17 protein-coding genes and 1 pseudogene are annotated in these 19407 nt (G+C 57.9%); 10 read left to right on the top strand and 8 right to left on the bottom strand.

Annotated elements, in window-relative coordinates:
- Positions 1 to 128 precede the first annotated feature (128 nt).
- Together U5K34_RS14685 and U5K34_RS14680 are read left to right on the top strand one after the other, a co-directional pair.
- Positions 129 to 1325, top strand: coding sequence for an NnrS family protein (locus U5K34_RS14685; RefSeq protein WP_322569154.1), 1197 nt, complete (start codon positions 129 to 131; stop codon positions 1323 to 1325).
- 131 nt (positions 1326 to 1456) lie between these two features.
- Positions 1457 to 2248, top strand: coding sequence for a dienelactone hydrolase family protein (locus tag U5K34_RS14680; protein WP_322569153.1), 792 nt, complete (start codon positions 1457 to 1459; stop codon positions 2246 to 2248).
- A gap of 84 nt (positions 2249 to 2332) precedes the next feature.
- Here the strand turns inward: U5K34_RS14680 and U5K34_RS14675 are convergent, their stop codons facing one another.
- From U5K34_RS14675 to U5K34_RS14665, 3 genes are all read right to left on the bottom strand, one after another.
- Positions 2333 to 3604, bottom strand: coding sequence for a TlpA disulfide reductase family protein (locus U5K34_RS14675; RefSeq protein WP_322569152.1), 1272 nt, complete (start codon positions 3602 to 3604; stop codon positions 2333 to 2335).
- 121 nt (positions 3605 to 3725) lie between these two features.
- Positions 3726 to 4223, bottom strand: a complete 498-nt coding sequence (locus U5K34_RS14670; RefSeq protein ID WP_322569151.1) for a DUF2452 domain-containing protein — start codon at positions 4221 to 4223, stop codon at positions 3726 to 3728.
- A gap of 99 nt (positions 4224 to 4322) precedes the next feature.
- A complete protein-coding gene (locus U5K34_RS14665) occupies positions 4323 to 5366 on the bottom strand; it encodes a phosphate/phosphite/phosphonate ABC transporter substrate-binding protein (RefSeq protein ID WP_322569150.1) in 1044 nt (347 codons plus the stop codon).
- Positions 5367 to 5603: 237 nt separating this feature from the next.
- Between U5K34_RS14665 and U5K34_RS14660 the strand changes: the two genes are divergently transcribed.
- Complete coding sequence (locus U5K34_RS14660) at positions 5604 to 7553, top strand: bifunctional diguanylate cyclase/phosphodiesterase (protein WP_322569149.1); 1950 nt, start codon at positions 5604 to 5606, stop codon at positions 7551 to 7553.
- Positions 7554 to 7889: 336 nt separating this feature from the next.
- Here the strand turns inward: U5K34_RS14660 and U5K34_RS14655 are convergent, their stop codons facing one another.
- Complete coding sequence (locus U5K34_RS14655) at positions 7890 to 8567, bottom strand: lysophospholipid acyltransferase family protein (protein WP_322569148.1); 678 nt, start codon at positions 8565 to 8567, stop codon at positions 7890 to 7892.
- 204 nt (positions 8568 to 8771) lie between these two features.
- A complete protein-coding gene (locus tag U5K34_RS14650; protein WP_322569147.1) occupies positions 8772 to 9422 on the bottom strand; it encodes a 4'-phosphopantetheinyl transferase family protein in 651 nt (216 codons plus the stop codon).
- A 41-nt stretch (positions 9423 to 9463) separates the two neighbouring features.
- Between U5K34_RS14650 and U5K34_RS14645 the strand changes: the two genes are divergently transcribed.
- The 3 genes from U5K34_RS14645 (at position 9464) to U5K34_RS14635 (ending at position 13330) form a co-directional block, all read left to right on the top strand.
- A complete protein-coding gene (locus U5K34_RS14645) occupies positions 9464 to 10777 on the top strand; it encodes a cytochrome P450 (protein ID WP_322569146.1) in 1314 nt (437 codons plus the stop codon).
- A gap of 9 nt (positions 10778 to 10786) precedes the next feature.
- Positions 10787 to 12748 carry a non-ribosomal peptide synthetase gene (locus tag U5K34_RS14640; RefSeq protein ID WP_322569145.1) on the top strand — a complete coding sequence of 654 codons (1962 nt, stop codon included), beginning with the start codon at positions 10787 to 10789 and terminating at the stop codon, positions 12746 to 12748.
- Between the two features lie 105 nt (positions 12749 to 12853).
- Complete coding sequence (locus U5K34_RS14635) at positions 12854 to 13330, top strand: YbhB/YbcL family Raf kinase inhibitor-like protein (protein ID WP_322569144.1); 477 nt, start codon at positions 12854 to 12856, stop codon at positions 13328 to 13330.
- Here U5K34_RS14635 and U5K34_RS14630 read toward each other — a convergent pair.
- Positions 13315 to 14223 carry a LysR family transcriptional regulator gene (locus U5K34_RS14630; RefSeq protein WP_322569143.1) on the bottom strand — a complete coding sequence of 303 codons (909 nt, stop codon included), beginning with the start codon at positions 14221 to 14223 and terminating at the stop codon, positions 13315 to 13317. The genes U5K34_RS14635 and U5K34_RS14630 overlap by 16 nt on opposite strands.
- 115 nt (positions 14224 to 14338) lie before the next feature.
- Between U5K34_RS14630 and U5K34_RS14625 the strand changes: the two genes are divergently transcribed.
- From U5K34_RS14625 to U5K34_RS14610, 3 genes and pseudogenes are all read left to right on the top strand, one after another.
- Positions 14339 to 14707: a DoxX family protein gene (locus U5K34_RS14625; protein WP_322569142.1), complete on the top strand. Its 369-nt coding sequence runs from the start codon at positions 14339 to 14341 to the stop codon at positions 14705 to 14707.
- A gap of 72 nt (positions 14708 to 14779) precedes the next feature.
- Positions 14780 to 15761: pseudogene (locus U5K34_RS14620) on the top strand (glutathione S-transferase family protein).
- Positions 15758 to 16498, top strand: a complete 741-nt coding sequence (locus tag U5K34_RS14610) for a pirin family protein (protein WP_322569139.1) — start codon at positions 15758 to 15760, stop codon at positions 16496 to 16498. The pseudogene U5K34_RS14620 and the gene U5K34_RS14610 overlap by 4 nt, the downstream one beginning before the upstream one ends.
- A 13-nt stretch (positions 16499 to 16511) precedes the next feature.
- On the opposite strand, the gene U5K34_RS14605 is transcribed toward U5K34_RS14610, so the two are convergent.
- Together U5K34_RS14605 and U5K34_RS14600 are read right to left on the bottom strand one after the other, a co-directional pair.
- On the bottom strand, positions 16512 to 16871 hold the full coding sequence (locus U5K34_RS14605; RefSeq protein ID WP_322569138.1) for a hypothetical protein: 360 nt from the start codon (positions 16869 to 16871) through the stop codon (positions 16512 to 16514).
- 21 nt (positions 16872 to 16892) lie between these two features.
- On the bottom strand, positions 16893 to 17468 hold the full coding sequence (locus tag U5K34_RS14600; protein WP_322569137.1) for a hypothetical protein: 576 nt from the start codon (positions 17466 to 17468) through the stop codon (positions 16893 to 16895).
- A 379-nt stretch (positions 17469 to 17847) separates the two neighbouring features.
- Between U5K34_RS14600 and U5K34_RS14595 the strand changes: the two genes are divergently transcribed.
- Positions 17848 to 19344, top strand: coding sequence for a GGDEF domain-containing protein (locus U5K34_RS14595; RefSeq protein ID WP_322569136.1), 1497 nt, complete (start codon positions 17848 to 17850; stop codon positions 19342 to 19344).
- Positions 19345 to 19407 lie beyond the last annotated feature (63 nt).

The raw sequence follows: 19407 nt of genomic DNA, 5'->3' as shown, positions 1-19407 counted from the left end.
AACGGCGCAGGGCCTTGATGCGCATCAAAGCCGGTGACAGGGTTGTTTGTTCACAATCGGTCCTCCGGTTCCTCTCTGTGGTTCTGGCAGGGCGGATTTTTGCAACGCAGCGTGACAAGGAGTGCGCCATGTCATTGAATCCTGAGCAGCTTCATTCTGGACAGTGTCCCCGGTTTGCCCTGTGGCAACTGGGCTTTCGGCCGTTTTTCCTGCTGGCCGGGTTATCGGCGGTGATCCTGATGGCTTTCTGGTTGTTGATCTATTTTCAATATATCCCGGCCCCGTATTTTGCCAACCCGGCTTTCTGGCACAGCCATGAACTGTTATTCGGGTATGCCACGGCGGTCATAGCCGGGTTTTTGTTAACTGCCGTGCGCAACTGGACCGGCAGGCAAACGCTGACGGGCGTGCCATTGATGTGGCTGGCATTACTCTGGCTGGCCGGGCGGCTGGCCATCGCTTCGGCCGCATGGCTGCCGGCCATGCTGGTGCTGATTGTGGATGTGGCTTTTTTGCCGGTGCTGGCACTGGCGATTGCCGTGCCGTTATGGCGCGCCCGACAAATGCCGAACCTGCTGATTTTTATCAGCCTGCTGGGTTTGATGATGGTCGCCAACCTGCTGACCCATCTGGAGCATACGTTTATCGGGCCACTGGCCGGCTCCGGCATCCAGATGATGGTTTTTCTGATCATGATCCTCATCGCGGTCATGGCCGGACGGGTGGTCCCGTTTTTCATCGAACGGGGCATCGGCGGAATCAAGCTCAAACAAAATCCCTGGCTGGAACGGTTGGGCGTGCTCTCTTTGATCGCGTATGCGCTGGTGAGCTTTTGGCAGCCGCAAAGTCCCGTCGGCATCTGGCTGGCAGCCCTGGCGTTTGTGCTCAATGCGCTGCGCTGGTGGAGCTGGCACCATCCGGCATTGTGGCGAATTCCCATGTTGTGGGTCCTGCATCTGGCCTATCTCTGGCTGGTGTTGAGTCTGTTGTTCGCGGTACTGGCGGGGCTGGGCTGGATCCCGGCGATTGTTGAGGTACACGCCTTTACGCTGGGGACACTGGGATTGATTACTCTGGGGATGATGGCCCGTGTCAGTCAGGGCCATAGCGGACGCACCATTGGTGCCTCGCGGGTGACGACGATCGCGTTTATCTGTCTTCTGCTGGCGGCCATTATCCGGGTTGTCGGTGGCATCCTGGGGGGAAGCGGCTATAGTGACAGCATTGTAACCTCGGCCGCATTCTGGCTGGTTGCGTTTGGCCTGTTTGTGATTGAGTATATACCGATACTGATCAAACCCCGGGTCGATGGACAACCGGGCTGAATCAGGTGTTTTGAATGCCGGAGTATGTTGTTTTTGATGGATGCAGCCGCACCGCATACTTGCAGAGTATTTGGAACGTTTATTGAGATCGATGATCGAAACCGCTAACCCAGAATAATAAGGAGTGGAGAATGAAACGGAACCGCATTTGGCTGATAGCGCTGTTGTTAACGGTTGCCCCGGGTGCCATGGCCGCGCTGCAAACCGAAACTGTCACCTATCGCGATAACGGCACCGAAATGAAAGGGTATGTTGCCTACGATGACAGTATCGAGGGCAAACGTCCCGGGGTACTGGTGGTGCATGAATGGTGGGGCCATAACGAATACTCCCGCGAGCGGGCCCGTATGCTGGCCAAAGAAGGGTATGTAGCCTTTGCCCTGGATATGTACGGAGAAGGCAAAACCGCCGATCACCCCGACACGGCCGGCAAGTTCGCCGGTGAAGTCCGCAAGAACATGGACGTGGCCGAATCCCGTTTCCTGGCTGCACTGGAACAACTGAAAAATCATCCCATGACCGAGGCCGATGAGATTGCCGCGATCGGGTACTGTTTCGGCGGTGGCGTGGTGCTGGAAATGGCCCGCCGCGGGATCGACATCGACGGCGTGGCCAGCTTCCACGGTATGCTCGGTACCGATAGTCCGGCTTCAAAGGGAGATGTCGAAGCGCAGATCCGCGTCTATACCGGTGAAGCCGATCAGATGGTCAAAGCAGAAGATGTCGAAGCATTCAAAAAAGAAATGGATGCGGCCGATGTTGACTATAAGCTGACCAGCTATCCGGGAGTCAAACACGGTTTCACCAACCCCGATGCGACCGGGGCTGGCAAGAAATTTGGCCTGCCACTGGCCTATGACGAAGCGGCCGACAAGGATTCCTGGGCGGATATGCTGGAGTTTTTCGAACAGATATTTGACTGAACCGGTACCAGGGCGATTAAACCACCGAACAGTTAAAGCTTCTTCTTTGCAGGTAGAAATTTTTCGGTGTCGACGGCGGTTTGGTCAATCAGTCGTTTCTTCGATTAAGCGTCGCAGGGCCTGGATGACCTGCGGCGTATCCCATTCGATGGCGGCATTGACGCCATAACGAATCTTGCCATTACCGTCGATGATATAGGTCGAGGGAAAGGCAATGACCCGCCAGCGGGCGGCTTCGGCGCCGTCGTGATCGATCAGCACCGGAAACTGCACATCCACCTTTTCCAGGAACTTCTTGACCTCGTCGGCCTGCTGGGCGTAGTTAACCGAGATCAGTTCAAACGGTTCGCCGGCCATTTTTTCGCGCAGCCGGTTCAGGGAGGGAATCTCCTCCACGCAGGGCGGACACCAGGTGGCCCAGAAGTTGATGACCCGTACCTTGCCGGTGTAATCCCGCAAGGTATGTTGTTGATCGTTGGCATCTTGCAGATCCAGTACGGGCGGCGCCCACTCGCCACGAAACGGTTTGAGGCCAATATCCAGGCCCAGCGGTGTCTCTTCGACAGGCGTTTCATGCGGCAGACGGGCGACGTTCTGCGGCGTGGGCAGTTTGTCCAGCACGGCAATGGCTCGCACAATACGCTGTGGGGCCTGTTGCAGATGTTTGAGTGTGGCGTCGGCCTGATCTTCTTTGTAGAACAACGACGTGGCGCCCGGCATCAGCTGGACGAAGACCGGGCTGCCGCCGGTTCGCAAGGCGCCCAGCAGATCCTCCAGCTGGCTGCGATTGCCATTGCGCGCACTTTGCAGAATCATCAGCGGCATGTTGCTGGCATAGGTTTGGGGAATATATTGCGGCGGCAGACCCAGCGACGGAATCCCCTGATAGGCATTGGGCGAGAACATGACGGCACCAATCAGGCTATTGTCGCCCGGATGTTTTTGCTGCCACGCCCGCATTCCGCGCAGGGCGAGAATGGCACCATAGGAATTGGTGATCAGCACCACCGGCTTGCCGGTTTGTTGCTGTGCTTCTTCGATCACCCCGGCAACAAGTTCCGGGTCGATCTGGCGAATACTGTCCGAGCCGCGCGGTAAAAACAGATTCTCCAGCAGATCCACCTGCCACGACTCGATACCATGCTGTTGCAGACCCCGGATTACTTGATCATGCCGTTCCACGAACCCATAACCCGGGGGAAACCACAGCGCGAGAGTCTCGCCTTCGGCGGGATAGTGGCGCAGTTCCAGCTCCTGATTCTTGACGCTGATCGTCATGCGCGGCGGTTCGTCGGCGAGCGGATAACCGGGTGTCAATAACAGCAACAGGACGAATAGCTTCACTCGCAGCGACACGGACGTTTCCTTGATTCAGGTTGCAGGGATTTACGTTTCGGGGATCAGTTTCAGGGGGAACCAGACAGGTAATAACCCGACCTGGTATAAACAGACAGGAAAATTCCCTGTCTGTTCCCGCTCAGAGTCCGTGACCTTCCAGCAGTCGTTTGACCAGCTCGCGGGTTTCGTCGCTATCGCCGTCGTTCACCGTGGCCATGTCGGTCCAGGACATGTCGGCTTCAAGTCGGTAAGAGCCGATATATTCGTTGGGTGGCCGGCCCTGCCAGTCATCGGGAGAGAGCATGGAGAACCAGGTCTGTCCGTTTGGCTTGCGGTACAGGTGATAGATGTGCCCCGGCTGGCGCTGAAAGTTGCAGGCCGCCTGGTGCAGTTGTTGATCCTTCTGCGTATCTTCAAGGACCTGGCGTGCTTCGTCCTGCAGGTGCCGGATTTGATCGGCGATCACCTTCAGCTTGGAGCTGACCCGGGTGTTGAGCATTTTATCGGCCTCGCTGATCTGCTTGGCCAGATCGACCAGCTCGAAGGCCGGGGCGAGGCGGCTGACCGGGTAGGGGGCGGAGCGATCCGCGCCCTTATGCAGTTCGCCGGAATATTTTTTGCTGTCGTCGTTTGCCATGCGGGGAGTGTGTTGTTTGAAACCGGCCTTATTGTAACAGGTTGGGATGGCGCGGCAAAAAATCCCGATTGGATATCGGGTTAAAGGGCAGCAGGGCGTTTATAAGCGCGGGCGAGTTTGCGCGGCTGGGCCGAACAGGCGGACCAGTAACCAGGCCAGCAGGGTGAACGCCAGCGTGATCAACAGGGTTTGACGGTGTTGTTCCAGCCACAGGTTGGCCACACTCAGCTGGCGTTCAACCACATGGCGACTCAGGCTTTTGCTCAGTATTGGTCGCACGGCCTGGTAATTATCCGCCGGTTGCCAGCCGGCATAATCGCCGGCCTGCAGTGCCGCATGCCCTTCGGGCAGAGCCAGCAGGCTCTGCTGCACGGCCTGGCGCAGTTCGGCCGGGGTATCGGGCAGGACGCCCAGCGGCCATTGCGGATAGAGCCGGCCGCTGAAACGAAAGGGAAAGTCGGCGGTTTCACTCGCTTCGAGGATTCGGACCGCCTGGGGGGAAATACGCCCCTGGCGCAGGAAACGATCGAAATCCCGCGCCGCCATGGCCCCGGCCGGATAATCGCCGCGCATCACCGCGTCCAGCACCGCCTCGCTGTGCCCGGCGAAGGTCACTCCGGAGAAGGCGTGGTCGGGGTCCTGTCCCAGGCGTTGCAGTTCCAGCCGGACCAGTTGCCAGCTGCTGTAATCCTGCCCCCGGGTGGCGACAAACGGGGTCCGGGCAAAATCGGCGAGCCCCTGGATCCGGCGATTGTCGGCGCGGGTGAAGATGACCACGGCGGCATGCGCATGCTGCTGCGCACCGTCGCGGTGGCGACGGGTCAAAAGCCGGAGCAGGCCCGCCTGTTGCTCGAGCTGAACGAAGGAGGCCGGGTGGGTGAGGACAAAATCGAATTTCCCCCGGCGCGCGTCCTGCTCCAGCTCGCCCAGATCCTGGTAGGGCAACACCTGGAAGCGGTGCGCGGGCAGCTGCTGAGCGAGATAATCGGCGCTCGGCTGCCAGCGTTGCATGCCGGCGGCGAAGCCCTCGGGGCTGAACACCCCGATTTTGACCAGCGCGGCCTGGGCCGGCTGCAGGCACAAGAGCATCGCCACCAGCAGCAGGGCGGCCGTGCGGGCGAATCTGGGCAGGCTGGATTGCATGCAACCAATTATAGGTCGCGGCCCGGTTGCCCAGGCGTCCGGGGTGTCGATCTGTGACCGGCTTCTCTGTGGTTTTGATCTTTAAAATCAAGAACCTGGAGCAAGGGGCCGAATCGGGCGGTGGAACTGTGACAGGACTCTCAAGTTTGTCGCGGAACGTGTCGATAAATCCGCCTGCGCTACCTGTTCTGTCCCAATAAACCACAAAGGAACCGCACCCGCGGCGATACAGGCTGTATGACCCGACATTCTCTTTTCCGGCAGCAGGGCCAGGTGGTCCACGCGGGGCTCTTGCTGGTACTGCTGCTGGTACTCGGACTGGGTATCGCGGTACAGCATGTGCTTCTCGCCCAGCAGGAGGCGCAGCTGCTGGCGCAACAGACAGCCCAGGCCGAGCGCCTCGCCCGATTGTTGCCACAGCAAGCGGGCTGGCAGGCGTTACTCGAAGGCCAGGCTTCCCCGGCCGAACGCGAAAGTCTGCACCACTTTATTCAGGCATTCGGGCCAGACCACTATCAACTCTCCCGGGCCGATGGCCAGCCACTGTTGTCCGCGTCTGCGGGCGGGTTGCCCGACGACGCGCTTGCCAGCCCGGCGCCCCGACATACGGCCGTGTTCGAGACGCAAGACGGTACCCGGGTGCTGAACCGGCTCCCCGTGGGAGACCCGGCGCAGGCCTCGCTGGAACTGGTTAGCGCCGCCGACTCACTCGAGGCACTGGCGCAGGGCACCACACGCACCGTGGTGGTGGCGATGCTGTTGTTGATTGGCGCCGGACTACTGGCGCTGGTCGTGCTGGATCGCTGGTTAGTGCACCGCTCCCGCCTGCACGATATCGAACTGGCCCGGCGGGCCTATCATGACGATCTGACCGGGCTGCCCAACCGGGTGTTGTTCTGGGACCGGCTGGAGCGAGCCTGTGCCCATGCCCGGCGGGAAGAGAAACTGGTGGCGCTGGTTCGTATCAATATCGATCGCTTTCAGCGGATTAACCATGCCCTGGGTCATGCAGTGGCGGATCGCGTGCTGATGGAAATGGCCCAGCGTCTGCGCAATATCCTGCGGGCCAGTGACAGCGTTATCCGCATGTGCGCCGATGACTTTGCCATCATTCTGGGCGATGTCGAGCGCAAGGATGAGATCGAAAAGGCCGTAGTGCGCCTGGTTGAGGTCGCCGACGAGCCTTATCTGTTTGACGAGCACGAGATCGATATCACAACCCGGGTGGGTATTGCCGTCTATCCCATCGATCATCAGGAAGATGAAAAACTGTTGATGTCGGCTGATGCCGCCATGCAACGGGCCAAAAAAACCGGTGGCCGGCGTATCGCTTTTTATACGCCCCAGATGGGCGAGGGTAGTGCCGGTCGCCTGCGGGCCGAACACGGTCTGCGTGCGGCATTGGAACAGCATCAGTTTGTATTGCATTATCAACCCAAGGTCGATTCGACCAGCGGGGCTATCAAAGGCTTCGAGGCGCTGATTCGCTGGCAGCATCCCGAGCGGGGACTGGTGCCGCCACTGGAGTTTGTGCCCGTGCTCGAGGAAAGCGGGTTGATCATTCCGGTCGGCGAATGGGTGATCCGCGAAGCCTGCGCCGCCAGTAATCGCTGGCAGGCACAGGGACTGCCGGTGTTACCGATCTCGGTGAATGTGGCGGCGCCGCAGTTCGAGCAAAACAATTTCACCCGGCGGGTTGGGCGAATCCTCGAAGAAAGTCAGGCCGAGCCTGACAATATCGAGATCGAAGTGACCGAAAGCTGCCTGATGTCCGATGTCGAGACCAGTACCCGGGTACTCGAGGAGCTCAAGGCCATGGGGGTGCGCATTGCGGTAGATGACTTTGGCACCGGTTATTCATCCCTGAGTCATCTCAAACGTTTTCCCATCGATACATTGAAAATCGATCGCTCCTTTGTCACCAATGTGAACGATCGGGCCAGCAGCGATAACGCCAGTATTGTGACCGCCATCATGGCCCTGTCGCACAGTCTGCGTCTGAACGTGGTGGCCGAAGGGGTGGAAACCGCGCGCGAGCTGGCCTATTTGCACGCGCTTGGCTGCCATACTATCCAGGGCTTTTTGTTCAGCCGGCCGTTGAATGAAAAAGAGGTCATGGACCTGCTGCGCGATTCGATCAGCATGCAGGAGATACTCGCCGGGGTACGCGAAGAGTTAAGCGCCTGATCGCCGTGTTCCGAATACACGTCCATTTTACTGAGTCGCCTGGGTCAAGGAGTAACGCGACGGATCCAGATTTTGCCGGGGTTCTGAACTAAGCGAATCCGGCGACGATGAATGACCGGGTTGTTCAGTGCTGTTCGATGTATTCAGTGTTTCAGTGGTTATATCCATTACGGTGTCATGCAGGCTGTCGTCAGCGTGACCAGCATGATCGGACCAAATTTATATTCATTCTCAGCGTCCCTCTGCGTCTTTGCGCCTCTGCGTTGGGTTTTTCTTTTTGCAGTCACGGCGAGTGCGTCCTGTGCACTACCATCTCGGTATCAGGATAATGGTGATTTATTCCTGCAGGGCCTGTTCGGCTGTCCGGGTTAGCCCTTGCAGTGTCTGCTCCAGTTCCTGTTGCACCGGCTCCAGTTCGGTCATACCCAGCTGGCGATCGATATGCCGGGGTTCACCGACGGCGATGGCGATGCGGGAAAACGGTTTGGGAATAATAAACCGATCCCAGGAGGCCAGTTGCCAGTAACGATCGGCGGCCCAGGAGAGGGGCAGGATGGGTGCGCCACTCATTTGCGCTAGCATGATGGCACCGGGTTTGAATTTGTGAATCGGTCCGGTCGGCCCGTCGGACGTATTGACCGGCGAGATGCCCTCTTTGGTGATCAATTCATACAACTCTTTCAGGGCCCGGGCGCCGGTGCGGTGGCTGGAGCCGCGAATGGCCCGCAGTTCCCAGGACTCGGCGATCTTCGCCGGCACTTCCCCGTCCCGCGAGGGACTGATCAAAAAGCCGACCCGGAGCCCGTGCCGGCGCAGCCGGAGCATGTACCAGATGCCGAAGATATGATGCTGATGCCAGTAGCAGGGAATCACCGGTTTGCCGTCGGCCAGCACCTGTTCGGCATGTTCTTCGCCGATGACGGCCTTCACCCGACAGGTGAGCCACAGGACATTCATCAGGCCCTTGAGCAGGGGTTTGGCAAACAGTGACAGAAGATGGCGGCGTAGTTTCATACTTCCTCACGATGTATACACGCAACGTATAGTTTGTGTTCAAAATGACTCTTGCTATGCGGCAGAGGCGCAAAGTCGCTCATGTTCGGACTCAAGAGCAGGGTTTATTGATGATGTATCCCAAAACCGGACCGGTGATCTATTATTTCTCTGCGTCATTGCGGCTTTGCGAGAGGTTATGTTATCCGGCGACTGCCTTCGCGCCTATTCTAAAGGATCAATCTGGGTAATGTTTACCTGATAGTTCGGGCGATCCGTGGCAATGTGGCCGGCATAGCTGTCGGCCAGGTGCAGCGAGGTCAGATACCAGGTCTTGCCGGCAAAAGCGGCCTGGCCGTCTTCCCGCAGCTCAACCTCACGCAGTCGCAGGATGCCTTCGCGACCGTGAGCCTTGAGCACGGCCTCTTTTTGCGTCCAGAAATCAAAAAACCGGTTCGGATCCTGCTGACACTGACGGGCCTGTTCGGCCGTCAGGTATTTGTGGATGACGTCACTTTTCAGAGGTCGAAACTGTTCGACATCGATGCCAATCCGCCCACCGGCCAGTGCCGCGGCGCAGACCAGCTGCCCTGAATGGCTGATATTGAAATCGGCGGGGAAGGGGGAGCCGGATTTGTGGGGACTGGCGAAGTCGACCGCCTCGAGGCTGAAATCGGCAAAACCCAGCTCGTGCATGGCCTGTTCTACCAGACGCCAGCCCGCGGCGGACTGGACCCGGTTGGCATGGTGGCGGTGTTTGCCAATCTGTTCACGTTTACGGGCGGGAAGTTGTGCCAGCCACCGCTCCAGCGTCGCCGGGCTGATTTTCTCCGGATCGATATTCATATATAGTAGGCGGACTTCAGACTGGCTCATAATCAACTCGTATCACGATTTTCCAACGTTCAGGCAAGCGAATGACGGCGACAGCACAGGGTTCAAAAAAATTGCCGCCCGGCCCGGCTCAGCCCTGCGATCTCAATACCACACCGGAATCCTTTGATATTATCGCCGGGCTGATTGCCGAGTATGGCGATATCTGCCGATTGAGGTCCAGCAGTCGCAAGAGCGACGGCTATCTGGTGAATCATCCCGATTACCTCAAGCACATTCTGGTCAAGAATCATCAGAATTATACCAAAGGCGTGGGTTTCGATCGGGTCAAGATGTTGCTGGGCAACGGAATTATTGTCAGTGACGGCCCGTTCTGGCGTCGCCAGCGCCGAATGATCCAGCCGGCTTTCAGTCGCAAGGTAATCGCCGAGCTCTCCGATCAGATCAAACGTTGTAACCTGGAACGGCTCGACAGCTGGGAGGCGAAGGCCGATCGTGGCGAACCGATCAATATCACCAGTGAGGCCAGTGAGCTGGCATTGCAGATCGTGTTGCGCTCGCTGTTCAGCGAGGACCTGGATCGGATTATCGCCGAGCAGGGCAGTAATCCGTTCTCGATCCTCACCGAGGAGATGACCCGGGATATGCAGCTGGTGATCAAGTTCCGGGCCCTGAGCAAAATCATTCTGGAAGTGATCGAACGGCGTCGGCGCGAGCAGCCCGAGCGGGTCGATTTTCTGGCCATGTTCATGGACTCGCGGGACAAGGAAACCGACGAGGCCATGAGCGACAGAGAATTGCTGGACGAGATCATGACCATGATCATTGCCGGGCATGAAACCAGTGCGATTACCCTCAACTGGGTCTGGTACTTCCTGGCCAGCTATCCCGAGGTCGAGCGCAAGCTGCATGCCGAGGTCGACGGGGCCGATTACGCGCAGATTCCCGGTTTTGATGATCTGGAACAGCTGCCCTACGTCAAGCAGGTGGTTGAAGAGGCGCTGCGCTATTATCCGCCGGTCTGGCTTTACACTCGCCGGGCCATCGAGGACGATCAGCTCGGCGACTATTTTGTGCCGGCCGGTACGGATATCTTTATTACGCCCTATTTCCTGCATCGCCATCCCCGCTACTGGCCGCAGCCGGAAAAATTCGACCCGGAGCGTTTTGCCGAGGAGAATATTCGCGAGCAGCACAAGCAGGCTTATATCCCCTTCTCTGCCGGGCCGCGGCGCTGCATCGGGGATTTTTTTGCTACCGTCGAGATGCAGATACACTTCGGGCTGATGGCGCGAAAATTCCGCGTGCAGCTACTGGACGACAGCCCACTTGAACTGGAGCCGGCGGTGAATCTGCGTAACAAGCAGCCCATTTATTTGCAACTGATACGTCGTTGAAACAATTCCATGCTGAATTATCAAACGCTTAACGAAGCCTTGATCGGCAATGCTTCCGATCAGCGCACTGTCACCTATATCGAGGGCCGGGACAGCGAACAGGTCATTAGCTATCGCCAATTGCACGAACAGGCTCTGCGAATGCTGGGTCGACTGCAGACGGCGGGCTTAAAAGCCGGTGATGAACTGATCATCCTGACCCGCAGCAACCCCGATTTCATCGACGCCTTCTGGGGCGCCGTGCTCGGCGGCATTGTGCCGGTGCCGGTGGCGGTCGGGATCAGTGACGAGCACCGCTCCAAGCTGTACAAGATATTCAACAAACTGGAACAGCCCTGGCTGTTTACCGATGCGGACAATCTCGAGCGTCTGAAAACGTTTGCCGAGGCGCACGAGATGACTTCCGACTACGCGTTTGTTGAACAGCGGACCCTGTTGCAGGAACAACTCGAACAGTCTCATGAGGCGGGGCAACCCCATACGCCGCAACCGGATGATGTGGCGTTTATCCAGTTCTCGTCCGGTTCCACCAGTGACCCCAAGGGCGTGGTGCTTACCCATCGCAATATTCTCACCAATCTCAATGCGATCGCCGAAGGTGCCGGTTATACCGATACCGATATCAGCCTGAGCTGGATGCCCCTGACCCACGATATGGGGCTGATCGGTTTTCACCTGAACATGGTGGCCTGCAACATGAGCCAGTGCCTGATTCCCACCGATCTGTTCAGCCGTCGGCCGTTGATCTGGTGGCAAAAGGCCAGCGAGAAAAAGGCCACCGTGCTCTGCTCGCCCAATTTTGGCTACAAGCATTTTCTCAAGTCACTGGGCGACAAACAGCTGGAGAATGTGGATTTATCTCACGTGCGGGTGCTGTATAACGGCGCCGAACCGATCTCCGTGACCCTGATTGAACAGTTCCTGGAGGCGATGCAGGCGTACGGCCTGAAACGCGAGACCATGTTTACCGTCTACGGCCTGGCCGAGGCGACCCTGGCGGTGGCGTTCCCACCGCAGGGGGAAATGTACCGCGCCGTGCATCTGGATCGGCACAAGCTGCGGCTCGATGATCAGGTTACCTTTGTCGATACGACCCATCCCGATGCGGTCAGCTTTGCCATCGAAGGCCCCCCGGTGTGGGATATGCAGATCAAGATTACCGACGAGCGCAACGGCACGTTACCCGAAAATCATATTGGGGATGTCCAGATCAAAGGGCCCAGTGTGACCGCCGGTTACTATCGCAACGAGGCGGCCAATCATGCGGCTCTGACCGGCGATGGCTGGCTGAATACAGGCGATCAGGGATTCCTTACCGAGAATAACGAGCTGGTGATCACCGGGCGGACCAAGGAGATCATCTTTGCCAATGGTCTGAATTATTATCCCCACGATCTCGAGAATATCGCCCTGCAGTGCGAGGAACTGGAACTGGGCAAGGTCGTCGCCTATGGCGTGCGCCAGCCGGATGAGCAGGAAGATGAGCTGTTAATCTTTATTCTGTATCGCGGCGACCTCGCCGGGTTCCTGCCCCTGGCAAGGGAAGTGACCCATATTATCAACGAGCAGACCGGGCTGGATATCGCGCATGTCATCCCGGTTAAACGTATTCCCAAAACCACCAGCGGCAAACTGCAACGCCGGTTGCTGGGTGACGACTACCTCAAGGGAGAATACGACGGCGTGCTGCAGGCGTTGCAGCAGCAGGATAATGCCCTGCACGCCGGTGAGGATGACGATCTGAATCCCACTGAGCGTGAAATAAAAACGATTTGCGACGAGGTGCTGACGGACAAGCCGTTGCACCTGCACGATAACTTCTTCGATGTCGGCATCAGCTCGCTGGCCCTGGCCGAGATTCATCAGCGTATTGACGACAAACATCCCGGGTTGATCGACGTGGTGGACCTGTTCGAATACCAGACCATCGCCGAGCTTGCGGCATTCATGGACCAGAAACGAGCGGGCTAGACGCTTCCCCGTCCCGGATAGCACCCCGGCGGACGCCGAAATGATCGATGCCCTCTGGCGGCATCACTTCTATACTTGGGAGATAGATCGCAAGGGGGTGTCACCATGAGTCTGCAACTGAGTTCAGCGGCGTTTTCCGATCAACAGACTATTGCGCGCAAGTACACCTGCGAGGGTGAGGATATCTCACCGCCCCTGACCTGGTCCGGCATGCCGCCGGGCACCCGCAGTCTGGCCTTGATCGTCGATGACCCTGACGCGCCGGATCCGCAGGCGCCGAAAATGGTCTATGTCCACTGGGTGTTGTATAACCTGCCGCCGGAAAGTAGCGGCTTGCCGGAAAATACCCGCGAGACGGGCCTGCCTGAAGGCACCCTGGAAGGGCTCAATGACTGGAAACGGCCCGGTTACGGCGGCCCGTGTCCGCCCATCGGGCGCCACCGCTATGTTCACAAGCTGTACGCCCTGGATACGGAGCTGCCCGATCTGCACAATCCGACCAGGGATCAGCTGCTGGCGGCGATGGAGGAGCATATTCTCGTCCGTGCCGAACTGGTCGGGACCTATCAAAAAGGCGACTGATCCCGGCGCCAGCTCTCGGCCTGGGTCCGGATCAGCTCGCTCAACAACTGCGCCGCCGGCCCGGGGTGTTCCTGGCCGAAGGCCAGATACAGGTGGGTGCGGTAGATCTGGCCGGTGGCCAGCGGCAGAGGCAGTAACTGGCCATTTTCCAGTTCGGCCTGAATCTGATGTCGCGGTAGCCAGCCGTAACCCAGTCCGTGGCTGATAGTGGTGACGGCCGTATCGATACTGCTGACGGTCCAGCGGTGTTCCGCCCCCAGCCAGCCGAAGTCGCGGGGCGCCTGCTGGCCGGAGTCCTTCACTACCACCTGCATCTCTTTTTCCAGATCGGCCATTTTCAGCTGGCGCCCGAGCCCGTGCAGGGGGTGCCCGGGATGGGCGACGGCCACAAATTCAATTTCCAGCAGCGGATCGGCCAGGCTGGCCGACGGCAGCTCGGCCCCGATGATCAGATCCGCGTGTTCCTGCTCCAACGCGTCGAGCGCGCCGGACAGCACCACTTCCTCCAGCAGCACCCGGGTGCCGCAATCCTGCGGGGCAAAGGCGTGCAGGGCATTGAGTAGCAGATCCGGGGGGAAGGCGGCGTCCACCACCAGCCGGATCGCCGCCTCCCAGCCCTGTTCCAGGTGATGAGCCAGTTCTTCCAGGGCCGCGGCTTCCTCCAGCAGCTGCCGGGCGCGGCCCAGCAGCGCCTCGCCGGCCCCGGTCAGACAGGCCTTGCGCCCGCGCACTTTCAGCAAGGAGACCCCCAGCTGCATTTGTAACTGTTTGATCGCATAACTGATCGAAGACTGACTGCGGTGCAGGGCCGCGGCGGCCTGGGCGTAACCGCCGTGGTCGACAATGGCCTGCAGGACCCGCCACTGATCCAGGCTGACATGAGGGACGCGCATGGCAATAAATATATCAGTTAAATCGATAAATTTAAGCCAATATTTGAACTTTTTTATCGGTTAATTCGGGGCTATGTTTCTCGCACTGGATAACTCAACGTGTAAGGAGAACAACATGAACCAATATCTGACACTGGCCGGGCGGGTACTGCTGGCGCATATCTTTTTACTGGCCGGGATCAGCAAGATCACCGGTTATGCCGGGACCCAGGGCTGGATGGAATCGATGGGCGTGCCGGGGATGTTGTTGCCCGTGGTCATTCTGCTGGAAATCGGCGGGGCGCTGGCGCTGATCGTCGGCTGGAAGACTCGCTGGGCCGCCTGGGCACTGGCCGCATTTTCGGTCTTGTCGGCGGTGATATTCCACAGCAATCTGGCCGATCAGATGCAATCGATCCTGTTTATGAAGAATCTGGCCATGGCCGGCGGTCTGCTGGTACTGGCGGCACACGGGCCGGGATCACTGAGTCTGGAGCGACGCTAGGCGTATGCCCCACGCCAGAGCCGCTCCCGCGTTGCCGCGACAGGCAAAGAGAAAACGAATGAGAGGTCTACCATGAGTTTGATGATAAACGGCCAGTTACACGAGGACTGGCTCGATGCCGAAACCGAAAACGGCGAATTCGTGCGCCAGGATTCGCAGTTTCGCCACTGGGTGACACCCGACGGTTCCCCCGGTCCCGGCAGCGATGGGGGCTTCAAGGCCGAACCGGGGCGTTATCACTTGTATGTTTCCTATGCCTGTCCCTGGGCGCACCGGACCCTGCTCTTTCGCAAGCTGAAAAAACTCGAAGATCTCATCAGCGTCTCGGTGGTGCATCCGCATATGGGACCCGGAGGTTGGGACTTTCGGGATTATCCCGGTGCCACCGGTGACATGCTGTATGGTTATGAGTACATGCATCAGCTGTACACCCGGGCCGACCCCCATTACAGCGGCATCGTGACCGTGCCGGTGCTGTGGGACAGACAGCGGGAAACCATCGTCAATAACGAGTCGGCGGAGATCATTCGCATGTTCAACAGCGCATTTGATGAGTGGGCCGACAAAGACGTCGATCTGTATCCACAAGCACTGCGTAGTGAAATCGATGAACTCAACGAACGGATTTATGAGCCGGTCAATAACGGAGTCTATCGCACCGGTTTTGCCAGCACGCAAGCGGCATACGAGAAAAATTTCGACAGCCTGTTCGCCGCGCTGGACGAGCTGGAGCAGCGCCTGTCGAAAAACCGTTACCTGCTTGGCAAGCAGATGACCGAAGCCGACTGGCGGCTGTTTCCGACCCTTGCTGCGGTTTGATGCCGTGTATGTCGGGCATTTCAAATGTAACCGGCAACGCATTGCCGATTATCCGAATCTGTTTAACTATCTGCTCGAGCTGTACCAGATGCCGGGCATTGCCGATACAACCAATTTTGAGCACATCAAGCAACACTATTATTACAGTCATGTGGAACTGAATCCGACCCGGATCGTTCCCAGAGGGCCACAGCAGGATTTACTGCAGAAGCATAACCGGGGAGAAAAGCGATGAGCAGTCAGCCAATATTTGTCAGCGATGCGTTGTTGATGCAGGAAGGCGATGGCGCCGAGGTGCAGCGGCTGTTTCCGATCCCGCGACGCATGATGAACTACGACCCGTTTGTCCTGTGGGATCACTTCACCATTGAGCCGGGCAATGGTTTTCCGACCCATCCGCATCGGGGCTTTGAGGCGATTACCTATCTGTTCAGTGGCAGCATGGAACACAAGGATAACCTGGGTAATCAATCAACCGTCACAGCCGGTGGCGCCCAGCGCTTTACTGCCGGGCGTGGCATTGAACATTCGGAAATGCCCGCCAGCCAGGGCAAAAGCCGGGGTATTCAGCTGTGGATCAATCTGCCGCAACGACTCAAACAGATCGATCCCGGCTATCAACAGGTCGATAGCGAGGCGATCCCCGTGCAGCAGGTGGACGATGCCCGGGTCCGGGTGATTGTGGGTGAGCCCTCGCCGCTGCAGATCAAAACCGACATGCGTTATTACGATGTCCAGCTCCCCGCCGGTGGACAGTATGTTGAGCCGGTTCCCGAGGGATTTCGGGGACTGTTATATATCCTGGAAGGGGCGATTGAGGTCAATGGTCAATCGCTGGAGGCGGGGCAGGCGCTGTTCTTCGAGACGTTGTCCGAGCTGGCGGTAAAAGGTCAGCAGGCGAGTCGCTTTATGCTGGTGATGGGGCAGCCGCATGCGGAACCGATTCATCAGTGGGGGCCGTTCGTCGATTAGTCTCCCGGCCTGTTCAGACTTCCGTATCGATACCGTGGCGGACGGGCGGGGAGCTCCGGTCGCTGCGCCGGCGTCCGGCGCGACGTCGGCGTTCGTGCTGGCTGCGGGTATCGAGCATGACCGGCCGGTTAGTGCGACGACGTTCCTGATGCCGCCGTCGATCGGGCCGGGTTCGGCGTTCGGCCAGCAGGCGACGGCGAATGCGGGGATGGGCGATGCGCAACCGGGGTGTCGGCGGCGGGTGTGTTTCCCCCGTCTGCAAGGCGCGCGTGCCGGTGATGGCCGACACCGGCCCCGTGGCCTGCGGGCGCAAATTGTCGGCGCGCAGGCTCTGGGTGCCGCGATCGTCGGGGATGACTTTGATACTGGTCATGTTCTTAACGTTCCCGGTTTATCAGGAGCCGTCCGGGTTTAGCGACCGTTCCTCCGGTAATTTTAGCGTGAATGTGTCACCCAGCACGCGACGGATCTGGTTGATGGTGACATGATTGGCTTCGGCCGCATCCTCCCACTGACTGCAAATCAGTCGATAGACATCGGGCTGACGCCCGGAGCGCAGGAACATTTCAGTTGTGGTGTTGACATGAGAGGGACCGCCATCGCTGTCGCCCACCACGAGGCCCGAGATGAACCGGCTGGCGGCCAGCTGGACGGACTGCATGGCGTAGTCATCCCAGCGGACGACTTTATGGATCACAAACGTGTCGGGTTGAACGGTTTTGGGATTGTCCTGCATGCGCAGCGTCTCGAATTTGCAATGCGGGTAATAGCGATCCAGATTCGACTCCGGTTGTTGGCGGCCATTTTGAAACCAGAGACTGACGGTTTCGGACGGCAGGTTCAGCGGTTCATGCAGGATCAGGGTGGATTGTACCGGTACCGCCGTCAGCGGCGAATCGGGCGAGAAGGGCGGGGCCTGACAGGCGCCGAGCACTCCAAGCAGGGGAAACATCAAAAAAAATCGTGGCATGAAACACCTCCGGACAGGGGGACAGGGTTAGGGAAAACCCCTAAGTCTCTGGCCAAGTATAGCGGTTTTTAAAAGCGAGATATCGAAGAACTCAGTTTGTTAGAAGACATAATTAAACAAACTGGTTACGAAGTTGCTCCAAGTGCTTGTAACACTGAACTCATCACCCCTGGTTTTCAGGTGAAATGTGTGGGAAAAGAACTGCTTGCGCCAGACAGGCGAATCAGATAATTTTTACAAAATGGTTTGGCCAACTGACTGTTTCTTCTCCCCCCGTGATTCGGTACAGCTATGTTGTGACGGCAAATAGCAGTATGCCAGGCCGAAGAGATTGTTTGGGCAATCACAATAATAAAGACCCGACAGATTAGGAACGGTGATGTCAGCACCTGATAACAAAGGGGCGGATGCGCTGACCGGAGCAAACCGTGATGGGGGAAATACCTCTGTCTCTTCCGGTCTTGCCGGCCGCATTTTAAATCTGCTTGACGATCTCAAATCGTCGACGGCCGGTATGGTGCTCTATCAGCATGTGGAACGCATGTTGACAGAGCATGAGCAGGAACAGAATAACCGCGATCAAATTCTGCGCTTCTGGTTACGTTCGCTACTGGATGTTTACTCCAAGCATCTCAGCCCCGGCAGTTCAATGCATCTGCATGTCAAGCTGCTGCAAAAGCAGCTCCAGTTACCGCACAGTAGTCATGAGCTGAAAGAGTTGCAACGGCACATGGATCTGTATGCCCTGCATATTTCCCGCATGGAGCTGATCGACGAGGCCGTATTGCGTCGTGCCCTGGAGCCGGTACTCTCTTATTATAGTGACGATTTTGGTAGTGACAGCGCGCTTGGCAAAACTGCCGCTGAACCGCCAGCAGCAGAAGAAGAACAGGATAGAGAATCCCCGCCACCACAACATGAATCACAACGCCAGTTGATTCAGAATCTGATTGAAGAATTGTTGCCGCATAACGATCCGTCGACTGAACAGAAACTGGCTTCCAAGTATCGTCAATACCTTAACAGTCAGCACCGTCAGGCGGAAAAAGTCCAGGCCAAGCTGATGCAGCATATTCAGGAGACGATCGACGAGAACAAGCAGTTCGGTGACATGCTGGAGAACGTCAAGCTGGGTCTGGCAGAGGCCGACGAAATTGATGATATTAACCTGTTGCGCCAGAGCCTGATGGAAGACGTAGAGAAACTTGGCGGGGCCTATCAGGGCTTGCTGGGCAAACTGGCCGAAGCCAAGCACTATCTGAAGATGATCGAAACCGACAGTCAGCAGTTGAGCGAGGAACTTGCCCGGGTGCGCCTGTTGAGCATGACCGATGAACTGACCGATCTGCCCAATCGGCGTGCCCTGATGCGGCGCCTCGAGGATGAGCTTGGTCGCTCACAACGTTACGGATTTCATCTGGCACTTGCGCTGCTGGATCTTGACTCTTTCAAGATCGTTAATGATGAATACGGTCACGCGGTCGGTGATGCGGTCCTGACCTGCTATGCGGACCGGATTTTGACTACCTTCCGGCATCATGACATGGTTGCCCGTTATGGTGGCGAGGAATTTGCCGTTATTCTCCCGAATACGGATCTCGAAGGGGTTCTGTCCGCCCTGTACAAGGTACAGGAAAAAGCCAACGGAACGATCTGTCATAATGGGCAAGTCGATATTTCCGTACCGACTTTCTCGGCCGGCGTGGCCTTGCTAAAAGAGGACGATGATGTCGAGTCACTGCTCAAGCGGGCGGATGACGCGATGTATGAAGCCAAACGACTGGGACGTAATCAGATTATTGTGAATCGCCACGACCGCTTGCGCGCGCAAAGCGCCTCGAATCAGACCGCGGCCCGGGCCGTGGAGCCCAACTGATTTCCTGGTTGTTCAGTGCTGTTTGGTGTATTCTGTCTCAGCGCGTTCTGCGTCTCTGCGAGA

The organism is Thiohalophilus sp. (assembly GCF_034521165.1).
Lineage (GTDB): Bacteria > Pseudomonadota > Gammaproteobacteria > UBA6429 > Thiohalophilaceae > Thiohalophilus.
The sequence above is the reverse complement of the archived record's forward strand: the minus strand, read 5'-3'. Positions and strand labels throughout refer to the sequence as shown.